The sequence below is a fragment of the Sapientia aquatica genome (assembly GCF_004358105.1).
GTDB lineage: Bacteria > Pseudomonadota > Gammaproteobacteria > Burkholderiales > Burkholderiaceae_D > Solimicrobium > Solimicrobium aquaticum.
In genome coordinates this window covers 817,617-839,783 of the sequence record NZ_SMYL01000002.1, presented here as the reverse complement: position 1 = coordinate 839,783, position 22,167 = coordinate 817,617, and the positions used below count along the sequence as shown (strand labels likewise).

Below are 22,167 nucleotides of genomic sequence, written 5' to 3'. Positions count from 1 at the left end.
TGTCACCTTGAAATTGGATGCCCAAGGTCATTTGACCGATGGCACCAACACCTACACTTACAACAGCGCCACCGGCGTTATTTCTCTGTCCGAAGCTTTACCGGGCAATGGTCAAACATTAACCATCACAGCAGTTGAGCACGATGTCACCGGTGCGGTATCAGCCACCAGCACCGCATCCGCAACCGAATACACACCAATCACATCCGCACCAACGGTCACAATTGTTGGTGCGGTCAATGGTGAATTAAGCGCTTCAACCACCGGCGCAACGGTCAACGCGCAGGTCACGTTAGATTCTGCCGGACAAGCGGCATTGATCAGTGGCGGTACGGTTCAAATTGCGGTTAATGATGCAGGAGCTACACAAAATCTGGTTCTGCATTTGAATTCTTCCGGCGCTTTGGTCGATGCGTCAGGCAACTCGTACACCTATTCAGGCGGCGTGATTACCTTAACCGAAGCGGCACCGGGCAATGGCAACAGCCTTACTGTCTCGGTGGCAGAAAGTGATGTGACTGGCTTAACGTCAGCAACAGTGAGCGCTTCAGCAGCGGAATACACGCCAATAGTTACCACCGCGCCAGCACCAACAGTGAGCATCGCTGGCAACTATGCGCTGAACAATGCTTACCTCCATGGGGCAACAACGGTTTCAGCGACAGTCACCTTAACTTCCGCGCAACAAAATACCTTAATCGGTGGTGGCAGTGTGCAAATCAACGTCAACGATGCGGGAACTCAGCAAAACCTCAATTTGCATTTATCGAATGGCTCATTAGTTGATTCGCTGGGCAACAACTACAGCTATTCTGGTGGCGTAATTACATTGACCGAAGCAGCGCCTGGATCGGGGAATTCATTGTCGATTTCGTCCACGGTAACGGATGCGGTTGGACATGTTTCTCAGGCTGGCACGGCGACTGCGACCGAGACAATTACTCTGCCGGATGCGCCAACAGCGACGATTTTAGCCAACGGTTTGGCTAGCAGCTATTTCGCAACGAACCAGGCAGCTATTCAAACACCACCAAGCGGCATCACCGCGCTTAACGAAGTAGATTCTTACCTTGAAACAGGCAAAGTAATCACCAGTTCAGGAACCACGCCGCCATCCACAACGACGTTCCCAACGGTCATTTCGTCGGTGGTACCTAGCGCAAGCTTTGTCGCAACCCAAATCAATTATGGTTTTGGAACGTTCGCGAGCACGTCGCCTACCACTGGCAATGAAATTATTACGAACAATTTAGGTACGCTGGGCAATCTCGCTAAATGGTTGGATATTACTAGCGGCAACTCTGGTCCTTACGCCACCAATTTCCAAACCACCTCCGCCTACACTTCATTTGGGAACGCTGGTCAGGCGATTATTACGATGCAAGGCATCATCTCCTTGCCGACGCTGTCCTCTGGCCAACAATATGCGTTGAAGATTTTCGCGGACGATGGCTATCAGATTTTCATCGACGGCAAGGTAGTGTCAACCGTACCCGCTAACCAAGCCGGTAAAGCGGACTATTTCTACTTTACCGCGCCAGCAACTGCCGGTAACTTGCACACTATCCAGATCGTCTATTGGGATCAAGGTGGTGCGACCTCGTTCCAAGCGGATATCGCCACCATTAACACGGCCAACATCCCTGCCAATAGCACCATCGTCCCAACGTTGGCAACGCCGTTGGCGATTCTGTCAGCCAATCAACCTGGCCAAGTCACTGGCGCGATCACCTTGGATGCTGCCGATCAAACGCTGCTGCAATCCAACAGCGCGGCCACAGTTCACGTTGCGCTCACCAATGGCACAACCGGAACCGTCACCAACTTGACCTTGCACGAAAACAGCAGCGGCCAAATGGTTGATACAAGCGGCTTAATCTATACCTACGTCAACGGCGTAATTTATTTACCAGTCAGCACCAGCAGCGGGGCCAATGTCACCGTGAGCGCCAACGTCATTGATGCCTATGGTTATTCGTCCTCAACTGCATCAAGCGGCCCAGTTATCACCATCACTGGGGACACCAATCACGACGGTTTCTTAAACACACAAGAAGTCGCGGCGGAGACAACGGCAGGTCATTTTGCAACCACCGTAGCACTCAACCCAACGCTGCTCAGCGCTGGCGGAAGCGCAACGATTTCCGTATTAGAAGGTGGCGTCACAACGACGTTAACAGTGGCATCTAACGGAGCAATTACCGGAACGACAGCCAACGTAGGAGCAACCTATAGCAACGGCACGGTAACCTTAAGCATCGCCAATCCGGGTAATACGAATAGTGCGGTAATCAGTTCAACCTTCACCGATCAATATGGCCATGTATCATCGACGTCGACATCCACAATCGTAGAAAACATTACCGCAGCGCCAGCAGCACCGGTGGTGCAAATCGCGACCGACAGCAATCACGACGGCTACATTAGTTCGGCTGAATTGAACGGAAGCAGCACGGTTAGCGCCAGCATCACCTTAAACGCCACCGAGCAAGCCAACCTCACTGCGGGCGGATATGCCCACATTAATGTGCTCGATGCAGGCACATCGCAAACGCTGAATTTGCATTTAAATAGTTCAGGCGCGTTGATTGATGGATCGGGCAACAGCTACAGTTACCAAGGCGGTGTCATCACCCTCAACGAATTGGCTCCGGGTAACGGCAACAGTATTTCTGTCAGTGCGACCACAACCGATGCTTATGGCAATACCACTGCCACATCCAACGTCGCCTCGGCCGTCCAAGATACGATCGCTACGCCAACAGTGACGATCCTCGATCCGCAGCACGCCACGATAACGCTCAGTCAGGCTAATCAAGCGTTGCTGGCCGCATCGGCCAGTAACACGCTCACCGTCACCGGCAGCGACGGCACCAACTTGGTCTTGCACGAAAACAGCAGTGGTCAAATGGTCGATAGCAGCGGCGTAGTTCACAGCTACAGTGGAGGTGTATTGCCGTTGACCTTAGCCAATAGCACAACGACTCCAGTCGTCACGTTATCGGCCACTATCACCGACAGCCACGGCGTGACTTCGTACACGGGCAATACAACCGAAATCAATTCAGGCGCAAGCAATTCATTGACGCAGTTAGTGGGCGGCGACACGTTTGTCTTTAATTTGGGTGCCAATGGCAGCACCGGCGCGGCGCATGTTGACACGATTTCAGGCTTTAATGCCAATGCGGCTGGTAACGGCGGCGACGTATTGAATTTGGCCGACATTTTGCCAGCCAACGCGACATCAGCCAATCTGACCAACTATTTGCATTTCACCGAAACCACCAACAGCTCTGGCGTGATTACCACTACCGTGCATGTCAACACCAACGGCGGCGGCAATGCCAGCAGCAATGACACCTTGCAAATCGCCCTAACTAACACCGATTTGTTGCACAGTGCAGGTGCCTTGCAAACGGACGCGCAAATCATCGCTACGTTGATCGCTAACAATAAATTAATCGTGCATTAATTTTTACTAGCGAATCTAAGCGCTTGTTGCACCAGAGACGCCATCCAATTGAACTAAACCTCAATTGGATGGCGTTTCATTTTTCTCATCAAAACTTAATTAACTGACTATTCCGACGAAAAAGTCAGCCCTGCCGCCTTCAATTTCCCATAAAATCACACCCACTAAAAATAAATGCGAAATCGAACCAATCATGGCTGTTGAAGACAAGAAACAATCCGCACAAAACCAACACACTCCCATGATGCAGCAGTATCTGCGCATCAAAGCCGATTACCCAGACACGCTGGTGTTTTACCGCATGGGCGATTTCTACGAATTATTTTTTGATGACGCCGAAAAAGCAGCGCGACTAATCGGCATCACCTTGACCCAACGCGGTTCGTCCGGCGGCAACGCCATCAAAATGGCCGGAGTACCGTACCACTCAGTCGATGGCTATTTAGCCAAATTAATCAAGCTCGGCGAATCGATCGCGATATGCGAACAAATCGGCGATCCAGCAACCAGCAAAGGCCCAGTCGAGCGCAAAGTAATGCGCGTGATTACACCCGGCACATTGACCGAATCGGACTTATTGCCAGCTAAATCGGAGCGCCCCTTATTAGCGATTTCTGTAGCGTCCACCAAGAAGCAATACTCGATCGGTTTTGCGTGGTTATCGCTCTCCAGCGGCGCATTAAAACTGCTAGAAATCGACAGCACTGAAAAAGAATTCAGCCACCAATTATTGCAAGAATGCGAGCGCATCGCCGCCGCTGAGATTCTCTACACCGAAGACATTAACCAGCCCGAAGTAAGCGCACTATTAGCGAGCTTATCAAGCAAAATTACTGCCCTGCCCGCTTGGCATTTCGATTTAGCGCAAGCTAAAAAATCATTGCAAGAACAACTCGGGGTGGCCAGCTTAAGCGGCTTCGGCGCCGAACACGCTACTACCGCCATCACCGCCGCTGGTGCATTGCTGCGCTATACCCAAGCCACGCAAGGAAAAAACCTTCGCCACATTAATAGCTTAACGCTCGAGACAGTCGATGAATTTATCGGATTGGACGCCGTCACGCGGCGCAATCTGGAATTGACCGAAACCATACGCGGGCAAGAATCACCGACCTTATTTTCGCTACTCGATCATTGCCGTACCAGCATGGGCTCGCGCTTATTGCGCCATTGGTTGCATCACCCAAGTCGGGCGCAAGAACAAGCCAGATCGCGCCACCACGCCATTCATAGCTTGGGCCAATCCGATGCCTGCGCCGCGTTATTAAGCAGCTTGGGCAATATTGCCGACATCGAGCGCATTACCACCCGCATCGCCTTGGCGTCCGCCAGACCACGCGACTTGGCCGGGTTGCGCGACGGCTTGCAACAGCTACCAACGGTGCGCGCCGTGCTGGAACAATGCCAACCTGCGACGCCGTTACTGACGCAATTGCATCACGCTTTAGCGACACCGATCGACTGCTTGGAATTGGTACAAAGCGCGATCATGGCAGAGCCAGCCACCATGATTCGCGACGGCGGCGTGATTGCTGCCGGATTTGATGCCGAACTCGATGAATTGCGTAATCTCTCCGAAAACGCCGGACAATTCTTAATCGACTTAGAAACCCGCGAGCGAGCCGAAACCGGCATCGCTAATTTGCGCGTGGAATATAACCGCGTGCACGGTTTTTATATTGAAGTCACCAACGGACAAACCGATAAAGTCCCCGAACGCTATCGCCGTCGCCAAACCTTAAAAAACGCTGAGCGCTACATCACACCAGAATTAAAAGCCTTCGAAGACAAAGCTTTATCCGCGCAAGAACGCGCCTTAGTGCGTGAAAAATATTTATACGAACAAGTTCTACAGCAGCTCACGCCGCACATTCAAGTGTTGCAAACCATCGCCCAAGCCTTGGCGCAACTAGATTGTTTAGTCGCCTTAACGGAGCACGCCACACGCCACCAATGGTGCGCGCCACACTTGGTCGCAGAACCGATTCTGTCGATAGAACAAGGTCGCCATCCAGTCGTTGAAAACCAAATTGAAAAATTTATCGCCAACGATTGTCAATTAAACACCGAGCGCAAATTACTCTTAATCACCGGTCCGAACATGGGCGGTAAATCCACCTATATGCGCCAAGTGGCATTGATCACGTTGCTGGCCTATGTTGGCAGTTACGTGCCCGCGGCATCCGCAACTATCGGCCCAATCGATAGAATTTTCACCCGCATTGGCGCGGCTGACGATTTGGCCGGCGGGCGCTCAACCTTTATGGTCGAGATGACCGAATCGGCGGCAATTTTAAATGCGGCCACTGAAAAATCTTTGGTCTTAATGGACGAAGTCGGACGCGGCACGTCGACTTTTGACGGACTCGCGCTTGCCTGGGCCATTGCCAAGCAACTGATCACACAAACAAATAGCTTCACCTTATTTGCTACGCATTATTTTGAATTAACCCAATTACCCGACACACATTCCACCGCGCATAACGTGCATTTGTCGGCGGTTGAACATCAAGAAACCATCGTGTTTTTACACGCCGTTCAAGATGGGCCGGCCTCGCAGAGTTATGGCTTGCAAGTCGCACAATTGGCGGGCATTCCCAACCAAGTCATTCGCGCCGCACGCAAACATTTGGCCGAACTCGAAGCACATTCGATTCAAAGCACGCCACAATTCGATTTGTTTGCCAGCGCAAGAACCGAAGCAGTTATCGACGAGACTGAACATCCTTTGCATACAGCATTAGATGAAATTGACCCAGACTCGCTGAGTCCGCGCGAGGCGTTGGATGCACTGTATAAGCTGAAAAAGCTGGCTCAAAGTACCTAAACCGAAATTGAATCAGGCGTAAAAAAAACCGCAAATATTTGCGGTTTTTTTATTATGTCACTCAGCAATTAATGGATGATGTGTGTGCGGTATTCGCCGTCCATGCCATCATCATCGTCGTCCTCTTCGTGATGACCATAACTGTCATGCACATGCTCATGCTTGATTTCATCTTCGGTCGCAGCGCGCACTTCGGTCACATGCAAACTAAAACGCAATGCGATACCAGCCAAAGGATGATTACCATCCAACACAACTTTATCGTCAGCGATATCGGTCACGGTGAAGATTAATTCGTCTTCGCTTTCGTCTTCAGAATCAGGCACGCCTTCAAACTGCATTCCGACTTCCAACGGACTAGGCAAACGATTCCGCGGCTCGACTTTCACCAGTTCGGCATCGTATTCGCCGAAAGCGTCTTCCGGCTCTAATTGGATTTCCGTCTTATAACCCAACTCTTGACCATCCAGCGCTTCTTCAATTTTTGGCAAGGTATTTTCGTACCCACCATGCAAATAAATCATCGGCTCATTGCCTTCCTCGATCACATTGCCTTGCGCATCTGAGAGCGAGTATTCGACTGTTACCACCGTATTTTTGCCGATTTTCATAGTGCTTCCTTTCAAGCTAACCTTTTTATAATAGCCGCTGATTATACCTAACTAGTCAAGTGCTTGGCGCAAACATATAATACGGGCATGAAAAAACTTACCCTACTCGGCGATATCACGCCCACCGAATTCCTCAACGAATATTGGCATAAAAAACCATTGCTAATTCGTCAGGCAATCCCGCAATTTAATGCTCCCATCAAAGCAGCGGAGCTAGCAAAATTAGCAGCATCCGAAGACGTCGAATCGCGCTTAGTGACGCACTTCAAACAACAATGGCAATTGAAAAATGGGCCGTTTGAAGAATTACCCGACCTAAAAAAGAAAGAATGGACCTTGCTCGTACAAGGCGTCAATTTGCATCATCCCGCGGCCGATGCGATTCTGCGTCAATTCAACTTTTTGCCAGACGCACGACTTGATGATTTAATGATTAGCCTAGCCAGCGATGGCGGCGGAGTTGGTCCGCATTTTGATTCTTACGATGTATTTTTATTGCAGGCGCACGGACGACGTCGTTGGCAAATCAGCGCGCAAAAAAATCTTGATTTGATTGATGGCATGCCGCTCAAAATTTTGAGCAAATTCAAATCCGAGCAAGAATTCATTTTAGAGCCAGGCGATATGCTATACCTTCCGCCGCATTACGCCCACGATGGCGTGGCTGTTGGCGAATGCATGACCTATTCGATCGGCTTTCGCGCACCAGCTTTTCAAGAACTCGGCGAGGCCTTTTTGCAATTCATGTCCGATTCGATCGACCTGCCCGGGCGTTACGCCGATCCCGACTTAAAACCGAGCAAGCATCCTGCTGAACTTAGTAAAGAAATGCTCGAGACAGTGGCGCAGGAATTACGCAAAGTAGATTTCACTCAAGAAGACATCACCGTATTCATGGGTGAATATTTATCGACACCAAAACATTCCGTGTTTTTTGATCAACCCAAAAAACCGCTCACTCCCATTAAGTTTTTAGCGGCAGCTAAAAAACAGGGTATCGAATTAGCATTAAAAACACGCATGCTCTATCGCGGCTCCAACATTTTTGTCAACGGCGAATCGTTTGGCGTTACTGGCGCCGACAAAGCATTGCTGAGCAAGTTGGCTGACCACCGCGCATTGGCGGGAATTGAATTAGGCAAGGCATCCGTCGACATGCAAGAAACCTTGTGTCTTTGGTATGAAGATGGCTGGATTAACTTATCAAAAAATATATAGTTATTCTATTTGCGAACAACCAAACATGGTTTTTGGGAAAAAGTCGAAACTGGCTAACTTTCAATAATTGAGATTTATAACAATTTCTATCGGGAAATTTGTTAAACAGCCGATTTAGAACCGAAAATTTGGATTTTTTATGCAAAATATGCGAAAAACAACACAGAATCCTGTCACATTCATAAAAAAATCATTATAATATGTGCCTAGGAAACTTTCGATGGTTTTGCCTTGTCTCGACAAGTTAAATCACCGAAAAAGCCTATTGAGCGATAATTACCGGTAATTATTCATCGCAAATTTCGATCTGCCTTTTATTGATCTTTATATACTGAAAGTTCACAAATGAAAAAATCACTTTTATTAGTTTCCCTGTTAGCAATCGCTTTAGCTGCATGCGGCAAAAAAGAAGAAGCTGCTCCTGCTGCACCAGCACCAGCTGCTGAAGTAGCTGCTCCAGCTGCTGCATCAGCTCCAGCTGCTGCTCCTGCTGCTGACGCTGCTGCTTCTGCACCAGCTGCTGCTCCTGCTGCTGACGCTGCTGCTTCTGCACCAGCTGCTGCTGCTCCAGCTGCATCTAAGTAATTCGTTACTTATAAAAAAGCCGACCTTCGGGTCGGCTTTTTTTATTCCCACTTCATTGTTTTATTGTTCTTTGCTTGATCCTCGCTCCACTCTTTTGCCCCACAAGTAACCATCCCATTCACGATTTAACGCCCGTCAGCAAACAATGGCTGATTGCGATACACTCGCGCTCTCATTTTTCCTGTTAACTATTTTCATTTAAAACATCCATGCGCAAAGGCATTCTCATGGCGGGCAGCTCCTATCTTCTTTGGGGCTTGTTTCCGCTTTACTTCAAATCTATCGCCAATGTCATGCCGATGGAAATTCTCGCCAATCGCATCCTTTGGGCGACCCCGTTTTTGCTCATCATTTTGGCGTTCCGCGCGCAGTGGAATTGGTTACCGAACGTAATCAAACAACCGAAAGTGTTGCTAGGCTTTGTCGCCAGCGCGTTGCTGTTATCGTGCAACTGGTTCATCTATATTTGGGCAGTCAACAATGGCCGCGTGGTGGATGCTAGCCTTGGTTATTTCATCAATCCCATCGTCAACGTCCTGCTCGGCTTCATTCTGCTAAAAGAACGCCTGCGAGCACTGCAGTGGATCGCCATTGCCATTGCCGCTGTCGGCGTAGCTTGGCTAGCCTTACAAAGTGGGCACATGCCTTGGATTAGTCTAGCGTTAGCTTTTTCGTTTGGGGTTTATGGTTTGCTGCGCAAAACTGCATCCTTGGGTGCGCTCGAAGGGTTGACGCTAGAAACCTTGATCTTATTTCCGCTGGTTTTTATCTACGTAATTTACCTCTATTTCGTCGGACAAAATGCCTTTGTCACGACCCTAGGCGCGGGTGAGGCGACTCCCTGGTTATTAATGGCAGCAGGTCCCATTACGGCAATTCCGCTATTACTGTTTGCCGCTGGCGCGCGCGTGATTCCCATGTCAACCTTGGGGCTGTTGCAGTACATTGCGCCGAGCATTCAATTACTGCTGGGTGTTTGGTTGTACCAAGAATCGTTTAACGGAGCCCGTTTGATCGGCTTCATTATTATTTGGAGTGCCTTGATTTTGTATTCAGCGGAAGGACTATGGCGCATGTACCATCAACGCGCTGCCGCTGTTTAAGTTAGAAAAGCAGCCCAAAAAAAACCTAAGCGCACCAGCCGCTTAGGTTTTTGAGCTGCAAAATACGTGAGAAAACTAGTCAACAACTCGCAATGAAAAATCGATTGCCGCCACATCCTTAGTCAAGCTGCCTATCGAAATCCGATCAACGCCTGTTTCTGCAATGGCACGAACCGTGCGGTCGTTAATTCCACCAGAAGCTTCCAACACCGCCTTGCCTGCGCTGAGTTGTACAGCAGCGCGCATCATGTCCAAATCAAAGTTATCTAACAAAATTGATTCCGCTCCCGCAGCTAACGCTTCTTGCAATTCAGCGATACTTTCCACTTCGATCTGAATAGTAACTCCCGCTTCGAGTGCCCTTGCGGCTTGCAAGGCTGGTGTAATGCCACCGGCAGCGGCGATGTGATTTTCTTTAATTAGAATTCCGTCGTACAAGGCCAAACGTTGATTCTGTCCGCCACCGACACGCACCGCATATTTCTGCGCCAAGCGCAAACCGGGGATTGTTTTTCGCGTGTCCAAAATCGCGGCCTTGCAGCCTTTAACTAGATCAACGTAGCGGCGCGTTTTAGTCGCAACGCCGGAGAGCAACTGCAGGAAATTCAACGCGCTGCGCTCGGCAGTAAGCAATGCTCGCGCAGGGCCGTGGATTTCGCACACCAAACTATCGGCTTGCATGAGATCGCCTTCTGCATAATGCCAATGGATTTCCATCAGCGAATCACAGCGCAGCATGACTTCTTCAAACCAGTTTGCGCCGCACAACACCGCTTGCTCGCGCACGATCACCCGTGCTTTTACCCATTCGGCTTCTGGCACCAATAAGCCCGTCAAATCGCCGGCGCCCACGTCTTCGGCTAAGGCGCTGTAAATAGACAATTCAAACGCCGACAATAACGCCGCATCAAATGGCGCGTAGTGATTAACTAATTTCATTATGCAGGTCCGATTCCTTGAAATAACTTTTGCTCAGCCGCCAAATCGCTGCTTGGGTGCACATTGGCTTTTTTGTCCGCAGCGAATTTCAACATGCGATCAATACAGGTTTTGGCAGCCACACCGATATTGGCATCCACTTGCACTTCATTGCTGCCCGTCTCTAAGACTGCTGCTAAATTTCGCAAACCGTTCATCGCCATCCATGGGCAATGCGCGCAGCTCTTGCAGGTCGCGCTGTTGCCTGCGGTTGGCGCAACGATCAAGGTTTTTTCTGGTGCTGCTTGCTGCATTTTGTACAGAATACCGTTATCGGTGGCGACGATAAATTTGGTTGCGGGCAGCGTCTTCACCGCGTTGATTAATTGCGAAGTGGAGCCGACCACGTCTGCCAACGCCACGACTGCTGCGGGAGATTCAGGGTGCACCAAAATTTTCGCATCAGGATGTTCAGCGCGCAGCAAGTCTAATTCAATGCCTTTAAATTCATCGTGCACCAAACAGGAACCCTGCCACAACAACATATCGGCGCCGGTTTGCTGTTGGATATACGAGCCTAAATGCTTATCTGGTGCCCAGAGGATCTTTTTACCTTGCGCATGCAAGTGGGCCACGATGTCGAGACCAATCGAGGACGTCACCATCCAATCAGCACGAGCTTTTACCGCGGCGCTGGTGTTGGCATACACGACCACCGTGCGATCAGGATGTTGATCACAAAACGCTGCAAATTCGTCAGCCGGACAACCTAAATCGAGCGAGCAAGTTGCTTCTAAATCGGGCATTAAGATGCGTTTTTCGGGGCTTAAAATTTTGGCGGTTTCACCCATAAATTTCACGCCTGCGACAACTAAAGTTTGCGCGCCATGATCGCGGCCAAAGCGCGCCATTTCGAGTGAATCAGAAACGCAACCGCCGGTTTCTTCGGCTAATTCTTGCAACTCCGCATCGACGTAATAATGTGCAACCAAAACGGCTTGCTGCTCTTTGAGCAAGCGGCGAATTTTTTCTTTGAGAGCGATTTTTTCGTCCAGCGAAGGCGCATCGGGCACACGCGCCCACGCTTGGCTGGTGCAGCTTGAACCGATGTCCATTTGCGGACGTTCAAATTCAATGACTTTGGTGGCTTGCATAGCATTCTCTACATTTAAAAATTAAACAATTATTCGTTACCTAAAATGCGAAATTCCCGCCTAAGCGGGAATTAGCATTACAAACAGTCGTAACCGGCTGCGTACGATATCAGGAAATGGCGATTAGCGCAGATTGCCAGTATGTCCCAACGAATAACGCCCCGGTTGCGGCCACACTGTCAATCCATGCGGCTCCAAGCCAACAGCGATTTTGGTGACCGCGCCATTGCTGGTATCAATTTTATAGACTTCATCGTCGAAGCGACCAGACAACCATAGCTGCTTGCCGTCAGCGCTGACGTTACCCATGTCGGGGCTACCACCGCCTGGAATAGGCCACTGCGCAACGATTTTTTCACTCGCAAAATCGATGACGGTCACGCTGCCTTTACCGCGTCGTCCGCCATGAATTTTGTGCGAACCGCGATTGGCGACATAGAACTGCTTACCGTCGCGGCTTGGATAAATACCGTGTGCAGCCACACCGGTAGGAATGAATCCGACCTTGGTGAATGAATCGCCATCAATCACATGCACACCATCGGCTTCCATATCAGCCACATAAAAGCGTTTGCCATCTGGCGAGCTGCGGATATCTTGCGGCATACCTTTCTTGGAGCTGCAAATTTCAGTGTCGGCCGGATTGACTGCCCCAGTCGAAGTCGGGACAGCTTTAAAGCGTGTGCTCGGCATCGATAATTTTAAATAACCAATTACATTACGATTAACTAAGTCGATTTTGGCGATGCTGCCTTCGAATTCGCAGGTAAAGATTGCGAACTTACCATCGATGGAAAAATCAGCGTGGTTAATCCCTTCGCATTGCGGCACATCGATTGAATATTGCATCTGCATGGTTTGCGGATCACGGAAATCTAAACGATGCATCGCTTCGGCAACCACAATGGCGGACTTGCCATCTGGCGAGAAATACAAGTTGTATGGATCGTCAACTGGAAGTGCTTTACCCGGTTTGCCAGTGCGTGGATCAATCGGCGTTAAGCTGCCATCATTACGGCGTTCAGCGTTATTCGCGACCCACAAGGTACGCAAATCCCAAGAAGGAACGATATGTTGTGGGGAGTAACCCACTTTAAATTTATCAATAACTTTGGCGGTTACCGGATCAATGACTGTCACACTATTGGAGCGCAAGTTGGGCACATACACACGTTGCAAATCATCCTTAACGACCGGATTAAACATGTTCGCGCCAGTTTCGCTGTAGAGATTGAGAGAATTCACCACGGCTGGCATGCCCGGCACAGTTGCAATCGCTTTCGGCGCTGTGTTCGATGCGGTCGGTGAATTTGCTTGTGGGGCCGCAAAAATAGCAGCAGTCACCAACAGGGAAACACCAAACAAGGAAAGTTTTTTCATGTGAAGTTCTTTATAAATAAAATTGGTCATGCGTATTTGTTTAAAACAAAATTACTACGTTGATCGATGACATTAAGGTGCGGCAATCGCAGCGCGTATCGCAGCAACGGAACCATCAACAATTAGCTGACGACCTAATTGCCCCAACTCAGCATTGGCCTTTCTTGGGTCGCCATACACCCCATCGCGCTCGCTGGGCTTAGGATTTTTTACCATGGCCTCGCTGCGTACTAAATTCTTATCAATCGCCAGCGTCAGCGCAGTATCGGCCAAACCAGCGTGCGTGCCGATTTCAGCATCGCTAAATCCGCGCTTTTTTAAAATTGCATCAAATCCCGCCGAGCTCAATTTGTAGTAATCGGCTAATGCGATCACTTTGGCATGGGGATTGTTTGCAGGATTTTTAGTCCATTCCTGATTCATTTTTTGCGCGACATGCTCCAGATTTTTTTTGTAGCCACCATGATCACCCAGCAGCACGATGTTGGTGAATCCATGTTGCTTAAAGCTGCGCGCTGCGCCTTCTAATAGTGCTTCGAATGCCGCGTCTGGAATTGAAATTGTTCCCGCAAAGCGCATGTGCGCCACCGGTGGATTGATCGAGCCTTCGGGCACGTAGGCGATTACGGGAGCAACTAAGGTTTTCCCTAATTGCTGCGCGATTTGTTCGGACAATACTTGAGCGCGAAAATTGTGCTTCCCCAAGGCGACATACGGGCCAGTTTGTTCTGTTCCGCCAATCGGAATTATTATGGTTGTCGTGCCGGAAGCGATTAGATCGCGCACTTCAGTGCTGGTTAAATTCTCCAACTGCACTGAACTAGCATCCGACTTAAGATCCGCCGCCCACGTGGAAGCTGCCACTGCAAAAGCTAATATAGCCAACAACGCTTGCCCCAATTTAGGCAATTTCACTAAATGGTATTTCAACATAGAGCGCAAAATGGATTCCATTAGCCGAATTACAAAAACGCCATTATCTCACCCCAGCAATTTTTAGGGAATATTGCGGTGGAATTTACACATCAATAATCACTGATTTACATCAATTGTTGAAAGAATTCGGGCTCAACTCAGCGCGACATTGAAATGATTTAACAATTGCTATCGCTGACCGGTTAGAGCACCAAAAAGACATTGAAAGATTCAATGGAGTGGCGGGATAGGATCAAGCGTTAGTTCGCTTAAATCGCTAGCAACCTGATCGAGAACCGCCGACCAATTGCCAGCCGCTGATTGCCGATATAAACGCATCCGCTGCGGATACCAAGGCGAATCGGCGCGATCACTATGCCAACGCCAATCGGCCCGATAATCCGGCAATAATACCCAACAGGGTTTGCCTAAGGCGCCAGTCAAATGTGCCACTGCCGTATCAACGCTAATCACCAAATCCAGACAAGCAATCAGTGCGGCGGTATCTGAAAAATCCTGTAATTCACCGCCCAAGGCCAGCAGATCGAATCCGGCTGGCGGTTGCGATGCTTCGCCCTCCCCTGCGCCTTTTTGCAGGCTAATCAACTGGATATTTGGTACTTGGGTTAGTGGCCGCAAAACCTCAAGCGAATCAATTGAGCGATCAGCATCATTTTCAAACAACGCACTGCCGCGCCAGACGATACCGACTTTTAAACCATTAGCAGGTAATTCGGGCGATAACTGCGTTAAGCGCGCCTGCCAAAAGTCCACCTTGGCAGGCTCAGCGGCCAAATAAGGAATCGGCGCAGGGATAGTGTCCGGTCTGGTTTGGCAAAAATACGGCAAACTCATGGGCGGCGACCAGTAATCCCACGCCGACTTCGGCACCACATCGTTAAACGAAAACAACTCATCGACACCAGCTAGCGTTTTGAATAACCGCGTTAAGCCGGGGTGGCAAATTAAGGAAATCCGCCTTGCGCCCAGCTGTTTTAGCAGCGGCACATAACGCACATAAAAAATCATGTCGCCGTGCCCTGCCTCAAACGCGATCATCAATGATTTTCCGCTTAACGATTCACCCTTCCAGCGCGGGCATTCAAAATGGCTGTCGAGTTGCTCGTATTGCCAGCGATCTTCCAAGCATCGCCAGCCCTCTTCCCAGCGTTCTTGGCGCAGCAATATATAGCTTAAATTGAAACTAGCTTTCTTGAAATTAGCATCCAAACTAAGCGCATGGCGATAACATTGCTCAGCTTCTGCTTCGCGTTTTTGACAGGCAAGTAAAACACCCAAATTGGACCACGCTAGCGCAGAGTTTGGGGCCAGCCGTAAGTATTCGCGATAAACATGCTCCGCTTCGACAAAACGCTTTTGATTCATTAATAGCACGCCCAGCATTAATGGCGCTTCCTCTAGGCTCGCTCGAAGCACAATGGCGCGCCGCAGACTTGCTTCCGCGTCAGAAAACTTGTTCTGGATCGATTGAATATTGCCCAGATTAGCCCAAGCCTCAGCAAATCGCGGATTGAGCCCCAAGGCCTGACGAAAGTGCTGTTCAGCCGCCGAAAAGTCGCCAGCCTCCCTGAGACGATTTCCCTCGTAAAAAAGCTGCTCTGCTGTGACTAGCGTAGTCATGAAGTGGAATAGAACAAAGTTGCAATCTAAGGCGATAAATTGCAATCTTAAGATGAAACTACTGAGATTAAAGCGTCTGATTTAGCGACTTTTTATGGTCAACTCATTGCTTTGTTTTGGACTGGTCGAGCACTTGGATAAAGACTTCGCCCTTTTTGAGCATACCAAGTTCAAAGCGAGCGCGTTCTTCAACGGCGTCGGTACCTTCTTTTAAGTCATTTACCTCTGAAGCCAATTTGGTATTGCGCTCTTTGAGTTCTTGGACTTTAGCGTGCGCCACATCGACTTGGCGCTGCATATCCCAAACCCGCAACCAACCTCCTTTACCCAGCCAGAGTGGATACTGGATGAGTACTAGCAAGGAGGCAAGAACAATGGCGATAAAGCGCATAGATGTGGTTGCGGGCTTAAGGTGGAAAAATTACTTCAAATTATAAAACGCATCACGGCCAGGGTAGCTAGCGATATCGCCCAAATCTTCTTCAATACGCAACAATTGGTTGTATTTTGCCATACGGTCAGAACGTGACATGGAGCCAGTTTTGATCTGCAAGGCATTCATACCAACCGCGATGTCAGCGATGGTGCTGTCTTCGGTTTCGCCAGAACGATGCGAAATCACCGCAGTGTAACCAGCGCGTTTGGCCATTTCAATCGCAGCAAAAGTTTCCGTCAACGTGCCAATTTGATTAATCTTGATCAAGATCGAGTTAGCGATATTTTTTTGAATACCTTCTTTCAGAATCTTGGTATTGGTCACGAATAAATCATCACCCACCAACTGCACTTTTTTGCCCAATGCATTGGTCAATGTTGCCCAACCGTCCCAGTCGCCTTCGGCCATCGCATCTTCGATCGAAATAATTGGGTATTTATCGCACCAAGTTGCCAACAAATTAGTGAAATCAGCCGCGGACAGCACCAAGCCTTCGCCCGACAAATGGTATTTACCGTCTTTGTAGAACTCGCTCGCAGCGCAATCCAAACCTAAGGCGATTTGCGTGCCCGGTGTGTAACCAGCGGATTCAATCGCTTGGATAATCAATTTAATCGCTTCTTCGTGATTTGCAACGGATGGCGCGAAACCGCCTTCGTCACCAACTGCGGTGGTCAAACCTTTGTCGTGCAAAATCTTTTTCAGGTGGTGGAACACTTCTGCGCCGTAACGAATCGCTTCTTTAAAGCTTGGAGCGCCAACTGGGATAATCATAAATTCTTGAATATCCAAATTGTTGTCCGCATGCGCGCCGCCGTTGATTACGTTCATCATAGGCACTGGCAATTGCATCGCGCCTGAACCACCGAAATAACGGTACAGCGGCAAACCGGCTTCTTCGGCTGCTGCTTTAGCGACTGCCATCGACACGGCCAACATCGCGTTCGCGCCCAAACGACCTTTGTTTTCAGTGCCGTCTAGATCGATTAAGGTGCGATCCAAAAATGCTTGTTCGTTGGCATCCAAACCCATGATCGCTTCGGCGATTTCGGTGTTGATGTTTTCGCAGGCTTTTAAGACGCCCTTGCCCATGAAACGCGCCTTGTCGCCATCGCGCAATTCAATCGCTTCGCGCGAACCAGTGGATGCACCAGAGGGAACGGCGGCGCGGCCCATCACGCCAGACTCTAATAACACATCGCATTCGACGGTTGGGTTGCCGCGTGAATCCATAATTTCACGTCCGATGATGTCAACGATTGCACTCATGTATAGCTCCTAGTAATGAATTAATTTATTGTAAATTCGTATCGCAAAAAAATACCAAACTAGAGGAGTTTGGTATTTTTTAAATGCAGCCGAATTAGCTAAAGTTGGACTCTAAAAAAGCCTGTCCTTTTACGACTCGATCAATGGTAGTTAATGTCGTCAGCAATTCCTTCATGCGCGCTAGTGGCACCGCATTTGGCCCATCGGATTTTGCTTCCGCTGGGTTGGGATGAGTTTCCATAAATATCCCGGCAATTCCAACCGCCACCGCAGCACGCGCCAACACTGGCACGAATTCACGTTGACCGCCGGAGGTTGTTCCTTGTCCGCCCGGTAATTGCACCGAGTGGGTTGCATCAAACACGACTGGGCAACCGGTTTCGCGCATGATTGCTAACGAACGCATGTCGGATACCAAGTTGTTATAACCAAAGCTGGCACCGCGTTCGCATGCCATAAATTGATCGGGCAAACCTTTGGCTAACGCCGCTGCACGCGCTTTATTGATCACGTGTTGCATGTCGTGTGGAGCCAAAAACTGGCCTTTTTTGAAATTCACTGGCTTACCAGAAACCGCGCAGGCTTCGATAAAATCAGTTTGGCGGCACAAAAATGCTGGCGTTTGCAGCACATCGACCACCGCCGCAACCTCCGCGATTTCATCAATCGAATGTACGTCGGTCAAGACCGGCACATTCAATTCACGTTTAACATCGGCCAAAATTTCTAAGCCCTTTTCCATACCCAAGCCACGGAAAGAGCTACCGGACGAACGATTGGCTTTATCAAATGACGATTTATAGATAAATGGAATACCTAATTCGCTCGTGATTTCTTTTAAATAGCCAGCCGTATCCATCGCCATTTGACGCGACTCAATCACGCAGGTGCCCGCGATGAGGAAGAACGGTTGATCTAAGCCTGCTTCAAATCCACACAGTTTCATTTTGCTTCCTTGTTAGCCAAAATAGCTTTTACGTAGGAGATGAACAATGGATGCCCATCACGCGGAGTTGATTTGAATTCTGGGTGATATTGCACGCCCATGTACCAAGGGTGGACAGAGCGTGGCAATTCCATGATTTCGCACAAATCTTCGGTTGGCGTGCGAGCTGACACGACTAAACCAGCTTGCTCTACGCGCTCAAGATAATGATTATTGGCTTCATAACGATGACGATGACGCTCGGTCACTTGTGGGCCGTAGATTTCAGAGGCCAAGGTTTGGGCTTTTACGTCGCACGTTTGTGCGCCTAAACGCATCGTACCGCCCAAATCGGAATTGGCGTCACGGGTTTCAACTTTGCCGTCGTGGTTTTGCCATTCATTGATTAACGCAACAACTGGTTGATCTGTTTCCAAATCGAATTCAGTTGAGTTCGCGTTTTTCAAACCAGCCATATTGCGGGCGTATTCGATCAGCGCAACTTGCATACCTAAGCAAATACCGAGGTAAGGCACTTTATGTTCCCGAGCATAGCGAGCGGCGTTGATCTTACCTTCCACACCGCGCTTACCGAAACCGCCTGGGACTAAAATACCGTCAAATTTTTCTAATGCTTGCGTGCCGTTTTTCTCGATTTCTTCCGAATCCACGTACTCAATATTGACGCGGCTGTCTGTATGAATACCAGCGTGGCGCAATGCTTCGGTCAATGATTTGTAGGACTCAGTTAGATCAACGTATTTACCTACCATACCGATGGTGATTTCATGTTTAGGATTTTGCAGCGCATGGATCAAGTTGCTCCACATCGTCAAATCGGCTGGTTTTGGATGCAAGGCTAAGCGCTCACAAATCAAATCGTCCAAACCTTGATCGTGCAGCATTTGCGGGACTTTATAAATCGTGTCCGCGTCCCACAAGGAAATCACGCCTTCGGAATGCACGTTAGAGAACAACGAGATTTTTTCGCATTCGTCTTTAGGAATTGGGCGATCAGCGCGGCATAGCAATGCATCAGGTGAAATACCGATTTCACGCAATTTTTGTACGCTGTGTTGCGTTGGTTTGGTTTTGAGTTCGCCAGCGGAAACCAAATACGGCACTAATGTTAAATGCACAAAAGCGACGGTATTTTTGGGAGAACGCAAACTGAGTTGACGGGCTGCTTCCAAGAACGGCAACGATTCAATATCACCAACCGTGCCACCGATTTCAACCAAAGCGACGTCATAACCTTCGGCGCCACGACGGATGTAATCTTGGATTTCGTTGGTGATGTGCGGAATAACCTGCACGGTTTTGCCTAAATATTCGCCACGACGTTCCTTGCGGATCACGGATTCATAAATCTGCCCGGTAGTGAAGTTATTCACTTTTTTCATGCGGGTAGTAATGAAGCGTTCGTAGTGACCGAGATCAAGATCGGTTTCCGCGCCATCGTCGGTGACGAAGACTTCACCGTGTTGGAATGGACTCATGGTGCCAGGATCCACATTGATGTAGGGATCTAGCTTTAACATGGTGACTTTGAGACCGCGCGATTCGAGAATCGCTGCGAGAGAGGCGGCGGCTATGCCTTTGCCGAGGGAGGATACGACCCCACCTGTTACGAATACAAACTTAGTCATTGCAGAGAGTGCTGTGCAGCACGAGCGGGAAATTCAAATTATACACCAAGGCTGATCTTCCCAAAAGCCCTTAGATTAAGAAAGTTTTAAATTACGCTAACAATAATTGTTTCTACCCAATTGACTTGTCGCGCTTGATCGAACTTGCTAACGCTAATGACAAAGATTGAACATTTACCATTTCTCTTGCAAAGAATAATTAACTTTTCAAAAACATTTCTTGCAGATCGTTTAAAAATCGCCGCCCCAAGTCAGTCGGGCGAATGTTGAGATGATCGCGATAGAGTAGCCCTTTTTGTTCAGCCGCTTGCAATGACTGTTCAATGGCGCTCAAACTCAGTCCTGTGCGCTCGGCAAATAAATTGACCGGAAAACCATCGCGCAGCCGCAGACTGTTCAGCATGAATTCAAACGCCATATCGTCTTTACCAATTTCCGAGGACTCTTGAATTTCGCGCCCTTCCGCTACCGCTTGCATGTAGGCTTTGGGATTTTTGTAGCGCATTTCTCGCACCACCCGATGCGGGAACGACAATTTAGAATGCGCGCCCGCACCAATGCCAAGATAGTCACCAAACTGCCAATAATTGAGGTTATGACGCGCTTGTCGTTTCGGCTGCGCGTAGGCCGACACTTCGTAATTTTGAAAACCAGCGCCACTCATTAACGCGGTAATTTCATCCTGCATCTCGGCGCTCGCATCGTCGTCGGGCAAGGCAGGCGGATACTTAGCAAACAACGTATTTGGCTCTAGCGTTAGGTGGTACAAACTAAGATGCGGCGCGCCACTGGCAATCGCAGTCTGAATATCTAAGCGCGCTTCATCCAACGTTTGGCTTGGGAGCGCGTACATCAAATCCAGATTGAAATTATCAAAATGCGTTTGCGCGATTTCAATCGCCCGGCGCGCTTCGTCGCCATCGTGAATGCGTCCCAACGCTTGTAAATGCTGGCTATTAAAGCTTTGGATTCCAATCGACAAGCGATTCACACCGCTCGCCCGATAAGAGCGAAATTTTTCTGCCTCAAAGGTACCCGGATTGGCTTCCATGGTAATTTCTACCCCACCATCCAAAGGTAACAAGGTACGAACGTCCGATAACAACCGATCCAAACCCGCCGCGGACAACAAACTCGGCGTTCCGCCGCCTATGAAGATCGTGTAAATCTTGCGTCCCCAAATGGCCGGCAAGGCGCGTTCCAAATCTAAGCGCAAAGCGGCTAAATAGTCTTCTTCTGGAAAGCCATTTTTCGCTTCATGCGAATTGAAATCGCAATACGGACATTTTTTGACGCACCAAGGAATATGGATGTACAACGACAGCGGTGGCATGACCGGCAAATTAAAACTGCCAGGCTGCAAAAATTGCTGCGCGACATTGGCATTCAGGGCAGCAGTTGTGGGCTTAGGTGATGAGGAGGTCGAACTAGGTAAACCGGAAATCGGTTTAATCGGAATAATCATGTTGCTTCGGACAGCTTTTCTAACAATAAGCGCATCGCTTTTCCACGATGCGATAATTTATTCTTTTCGGCAGGCTGCAATTCCGCGGCTGTTTTGCCTAAGTGCGGCAACCAGAAATGCGGATCATAACCAAAACCAAATTCCCCGCGCGGCGCGCTACTGATTTCACCAAACCAACTGCCATCGACAATAATCGGTTGCGGGTCATCGGCATGTCTAACCAAGACACAAACGCTGTAATAGTAGGCAGATTTATCGGCCACATCGGCCAGCGCTTTAACCAACTTTTGGTTGTTACGTTGATCGGACTTTGGCTCGCCAGCATATCGCGCCGACAATACACCCGGCGCGCCGCCTAAGGCATTCACACACAAACCGGAATCATCGGCCAAAGCAGGCAAACCGGTTTGTCGCGCGGCATGGCGCGCTTTGGTCAAGGCATTTTCCACAAAAGTAAAAAACGGCTCCTCGGCATCGGTCACGCCAAATTGCGTTTGCGGAACAACTTCAATCCCCAAAGGCGCCAACATCGCGCTCAGCTCCTTGAGTTTTCCCGCATTGCCCGACGCTAAAACTAACTTCGTTAAATTACTTGTCAT

17 protein-coding genes are annotated in these 22,167 nt (G+C 49.2%); 5 read left to right on the top strand and 12 right to left on the bottom strand.

The annotated features are described in order from the left end of the window. Both E2I14_RS07720 and mutS read left to right on the top strand, forming a co-directional pair. Positions 1-3,472, top strand: a 3,472-nt coding sequence (locus tag E2I14_RS07720; protein ID WP_133327055.1) for a beta strand repeat-containing protein, incomplete at its 5' end; no start/stop codon positions are given. Between the two features lie 193 nt (positions 3,473-3,665). Beyond that, entirely contained in the window at positions 3,666-6,299 is a 2,634-nt protein-coding gene (mutS, locus tag E2I14_RS07715; RefSeq protein ID WP_227544638.1) for a DNA mismatch repair protein MutS, read from the top strand. Between the two features lie 68 nt (positions 6,300-6,367). On the opposite strand, the gene E2I14_RS07710 is transcribed toward mutS, so the two are convergent. Next, positions 6,368-6,910, bottom strand: coding sequence for an FKBP-type peptidyl-prolyl cis-trans isomerase (locus E2I14_RS07710; protein ID WP_133327053.1), 543 nt, complete (start codon positions 6,908-6,910; stop codon positions 6,368-6,370). An 87-nt stretch (positions 6,911-6,997) separates the two neighbouring features. On the opposite strand from E2I14_RS07710, the gene E2I14_RS07705 reads away from it, so the two are divergent. The 3 genes from E2I14_RS07705 (at position 6,998) to rarD (ending at position 9,816) form a co-directional block, all read left to right on the top strand. Then, on the top strand, positions 6,998-8,128 hold the full coding sequence (locus E2I14_RS07705; protein WP_133327051.1) for a ribosomal protein uL16 3-hydroxylase: 1,131 nt from the start codon (positions 6,998-7,000) through the stop codon (positions 8,126-8,128). A 345-nt stretch (positions 8,129-8,473) separates the two neighbouring features. Then, the gene (locus E2I14_RS19635; RefSeq protein ID WP_133327048.1) at positions 8,474-8,713 is read left to right on the top strand and encodes a hypothetical protein; all 240 of its coding nucleotides are present in this window, start codon (positions 8,474-8,476) and stop codon (positions 8,711-8,713) included. A 209-nt stretch (positions 8,714-8,922) separates the two neighbouring features. Beyond that, positions 8,923-9,816 carry an EamA family transporter RarD gene (gene rarD / locus E2I14_RS07695; protein ID WP_133327046.1) on the top strand — a complete coding sequence of 298 codons (894 nt, stop codon included), beginning with the start codon at positions 8,923-8,925 and terminating at the stop codon, positions 9,814-9,816. A gap of 75 nt (positions 9,817-9,891) precedes the next feature. Here the strand turns inward: rarD and nadC are convergent, their stop codons facing one another. From nadC to rdgB, 11 genes are all read right to left on the bottom strand, one after another. After that, a complete protein-coding gene (nadC, locus tag E2I14_RS07690; RefSeq protein WP_206105594.1) occupies positions 9,892-10,755 on the bottom strand; it encodes a carboxylating nicotinate-nucleotide diphosphorylase in 864 nt (287 codons plus the stop codon). Next, positions 10,755-11,888 (bottom strand): quinolinate synthase NadA, encoded by a 1,134-nt coding sequence (gene nadA, locus E2I14_RS07685; RefSeq protein ID WP_133327042.1) that lies wholly within the window; start codon positions 11,886-11,888, stop codon positions 10,755-10,757. The genes nadC and nadA overlap by 1 nt, the downstream gene beginning before the upstream one ends. 123 nt (positions 11,889-12,011) lie before the next feature. Then, a complete protein-coding gene (locus tag E2I14_RS07680; RefSeq protein WP_206105593.1) occupies positions 12,012-13,268 on the bottom strand; it encodes a YVTN family beta-propeller repeat protein in 1,257 nt (418 codons plus the stop codon). Positions 13,269-13,340: 72 nt separating this feature from the next. After that, positions 13,341-14,222, bottom strand: a complete 882-nt coding sequence (locus tag E2I14_RS07675; RefSeq protein WP_227544636.1) for a creatininase family protein — start codon at positions 14,220-14,222, stop codon at positions 13,341-13,343. 192 nt (positions 14,223-14,414) lie between these two features. Then, positions 14,415-15,824: a tetratricopeptide repeat protein gene (locus E2I14_RS07670; protein WP_133327038.1), complete on the bottom strand. Its 1,410-nt coding sequence runs from the start codon at positions 15,822-15,824 to the stop codon at positions 14,415-14,417. 103 nt (positions 15,825-15,927) lie between these two features. Then, complete coding sequence (gene ftsB, locus E2I14_RS07665; protein WP_133327036.1) at positions 15,928-16,215, bottom strand: cell division protein FtsB; 288 nt, start codon at positions 16,213-16,215, stop codon at positions 15,928-15,930. 30 nt (positions 16,216-16,245) lie between these two features. Continuing rightward, entirely contained in the window at positions 16,246-17,529 is a 1,284-nt protein-coding gene (eno, locus tag E2I14_RS07660) for a phosphopyruvate hydratase (RefSeq protein WP_133327034.1), read from the bottom strand. 94 nt (positions 17,530-17,623) lie between these two features. Next, the gene (gene kdsA, locus E2I14_RS07655) at positions 17,624-18,475 is read right to left on the bottom strand and encodes a 3-deoxy-8-phosphooctulonate synthase (RefSeq protein WP_133327032.1); all 852 of its coding nucleotides are present in this window, start codon (positions 18,473-18,475) and stop codon (positions 17,624-17,626) included. Beyond that, on the bottom strand, positions 18,472-20,103 hold the full coding sequence (locus E2I14_RS07650; protein ID WP_133327030.1) for a CTP synthase: 1,632 nt from the start codon (positions 20,101-20,103) through the stop codon (positions 18,472-18,474). The genes kdsA and E2I14_RS07650 overlap by 4 nt, the downstream gene beginning before the upstream one ends. A gap of 199 nt (positions 20,104-20,302) precedes the next feature. Continuing rightward, the gene (gene hemW / locus E2I14_RS07645) at positions 20,303-21,565 is read right to left on the bottom strand and encodes a radical SAM family heme chaperone HemW (RefSeq protein WP_406675700.1); all 1,263 of its coding nucleotides are present in this window, start codon (positions 21,563-21,565) and stop codon (positions 20,303-20,305) included. Further along, positions 21,565-22,167 carry an RdgB/HAM1 family non-canonical purine NTP pyrophosphatase gene (gene rdgB / locus E2I14_RS07640; protein ID WP_133327026.1) on the bottom strand — a complete coding sequence of 201 codons (603 nt, stop codon included), beginning with the start codon at positions 22,165-22,167 and terminating at the stop codon, positions 21,565-21,567. The genes hemW and rdgB overlap by 1 nt, the downstream gene beginning before the upstream one ends.

Bases quoted from the DNA above. Each gene is read 5' to 3' on its own strand.
- mutS (WP_227544638.1), top strand. From the start codon at position 3,666: ATGGCTGTTGAAGACAAGAAACAATCCGCACAAAACCAACACACTCCC.
- E2I14_RS07710 (WP_133327053.1), bottom strand. From the start codon at position 6,910: ATGAAAATCGGCAAAAATACGGTGGTAACAGTCGAATACTCGCTCTCA.
- E2I14_RS07705 (WP_133327051.1), top strand. From the start codon at position 6,998: ATGAAAAAACTTACCCTACTCGGCGATATCACGCCCACCGAATTCCTC.
- E2I14_RS19635 (WP_133327048.1), top strand. From the start codon at position 8,474: ATGAAAAAATCACTTTTATTAGTTTCCCTGTTAGCAATCGCTTTAGCT.
- rarD (WP_133327046.1), top strand. From the start codon at position 8,923: ATGCGCAAAGGCATTCTCATGGCGGGCAGCTCCTATCTTCTTTGGGGC.
- nadC (WP_206105594.1), bottom strand. From the start codon at position 10,755: ATGAAATTAGTTAATCACTACGCGCCATTTGATGCGGCGTTATTGTCG.
- nadA (WP_133327042.1), bottom strand. From the start codon at position 11,888: ATGCAAGCCACCAAAGTCATTGAATTTGAACGTCCGCAAATGGACATC.
- E2I14_RS07680 (WP_206105593.1), bottom strand. From the start codon at position 13,268: ATGAAAAAACTTTCCTTGTTTGGTGTTTCCCTGTTGGTGACTGCTGCT.
- E2I14_RS07675 (WP_227544636.1), bottom strand. From the start codon at position 14,222: ATGGAATCCATTTTGCGCTCTATGTTGAAATACCATTTAGTGAAATTG.
- E2I14_RS07670 (WP_133327038.1), bottom strand. From the start codon at position 15,824: ATGACTACGCTAGTCACAGCAGAGCAGCTTTTTTACGAGGGAAATCGT.
- ftsB (WP_133327036.1), bottom strand. From the start codon at position 16,215: ATGCGCTTTATCGCCATTGTTCTTGCCTCCTTGCTAGTACTCATCCAG.
- eno (WP_133327034.1), bottom strand. From the start codon at position 17,529: ATGAGTGCAATCGTTGACATCATCGGACGTGAAATTATGGATTCACGC.
- kdsA (WP_133327032.1), bottom strand. From the start codon at position 18,475: ATGAAACTGTGTGGATTTGAAGCAGGCTTAGATCAACCGTTCTTCCTC.
- E2I14_RS07650 (WP_133327030.1), bottom strand. From the start codon at position 20,103: ATGACTAAGTTTGTATTCGTAACAGGTGGGGTCGTATCCTCCCTCGGC.
- rdgB (WP_133327026.1), bottom strand. From the start codon at position 22,167: ATGACAAGTAATTTAACGAAGTTAGTTTTAGCGTCGGGCAATGCGGGA.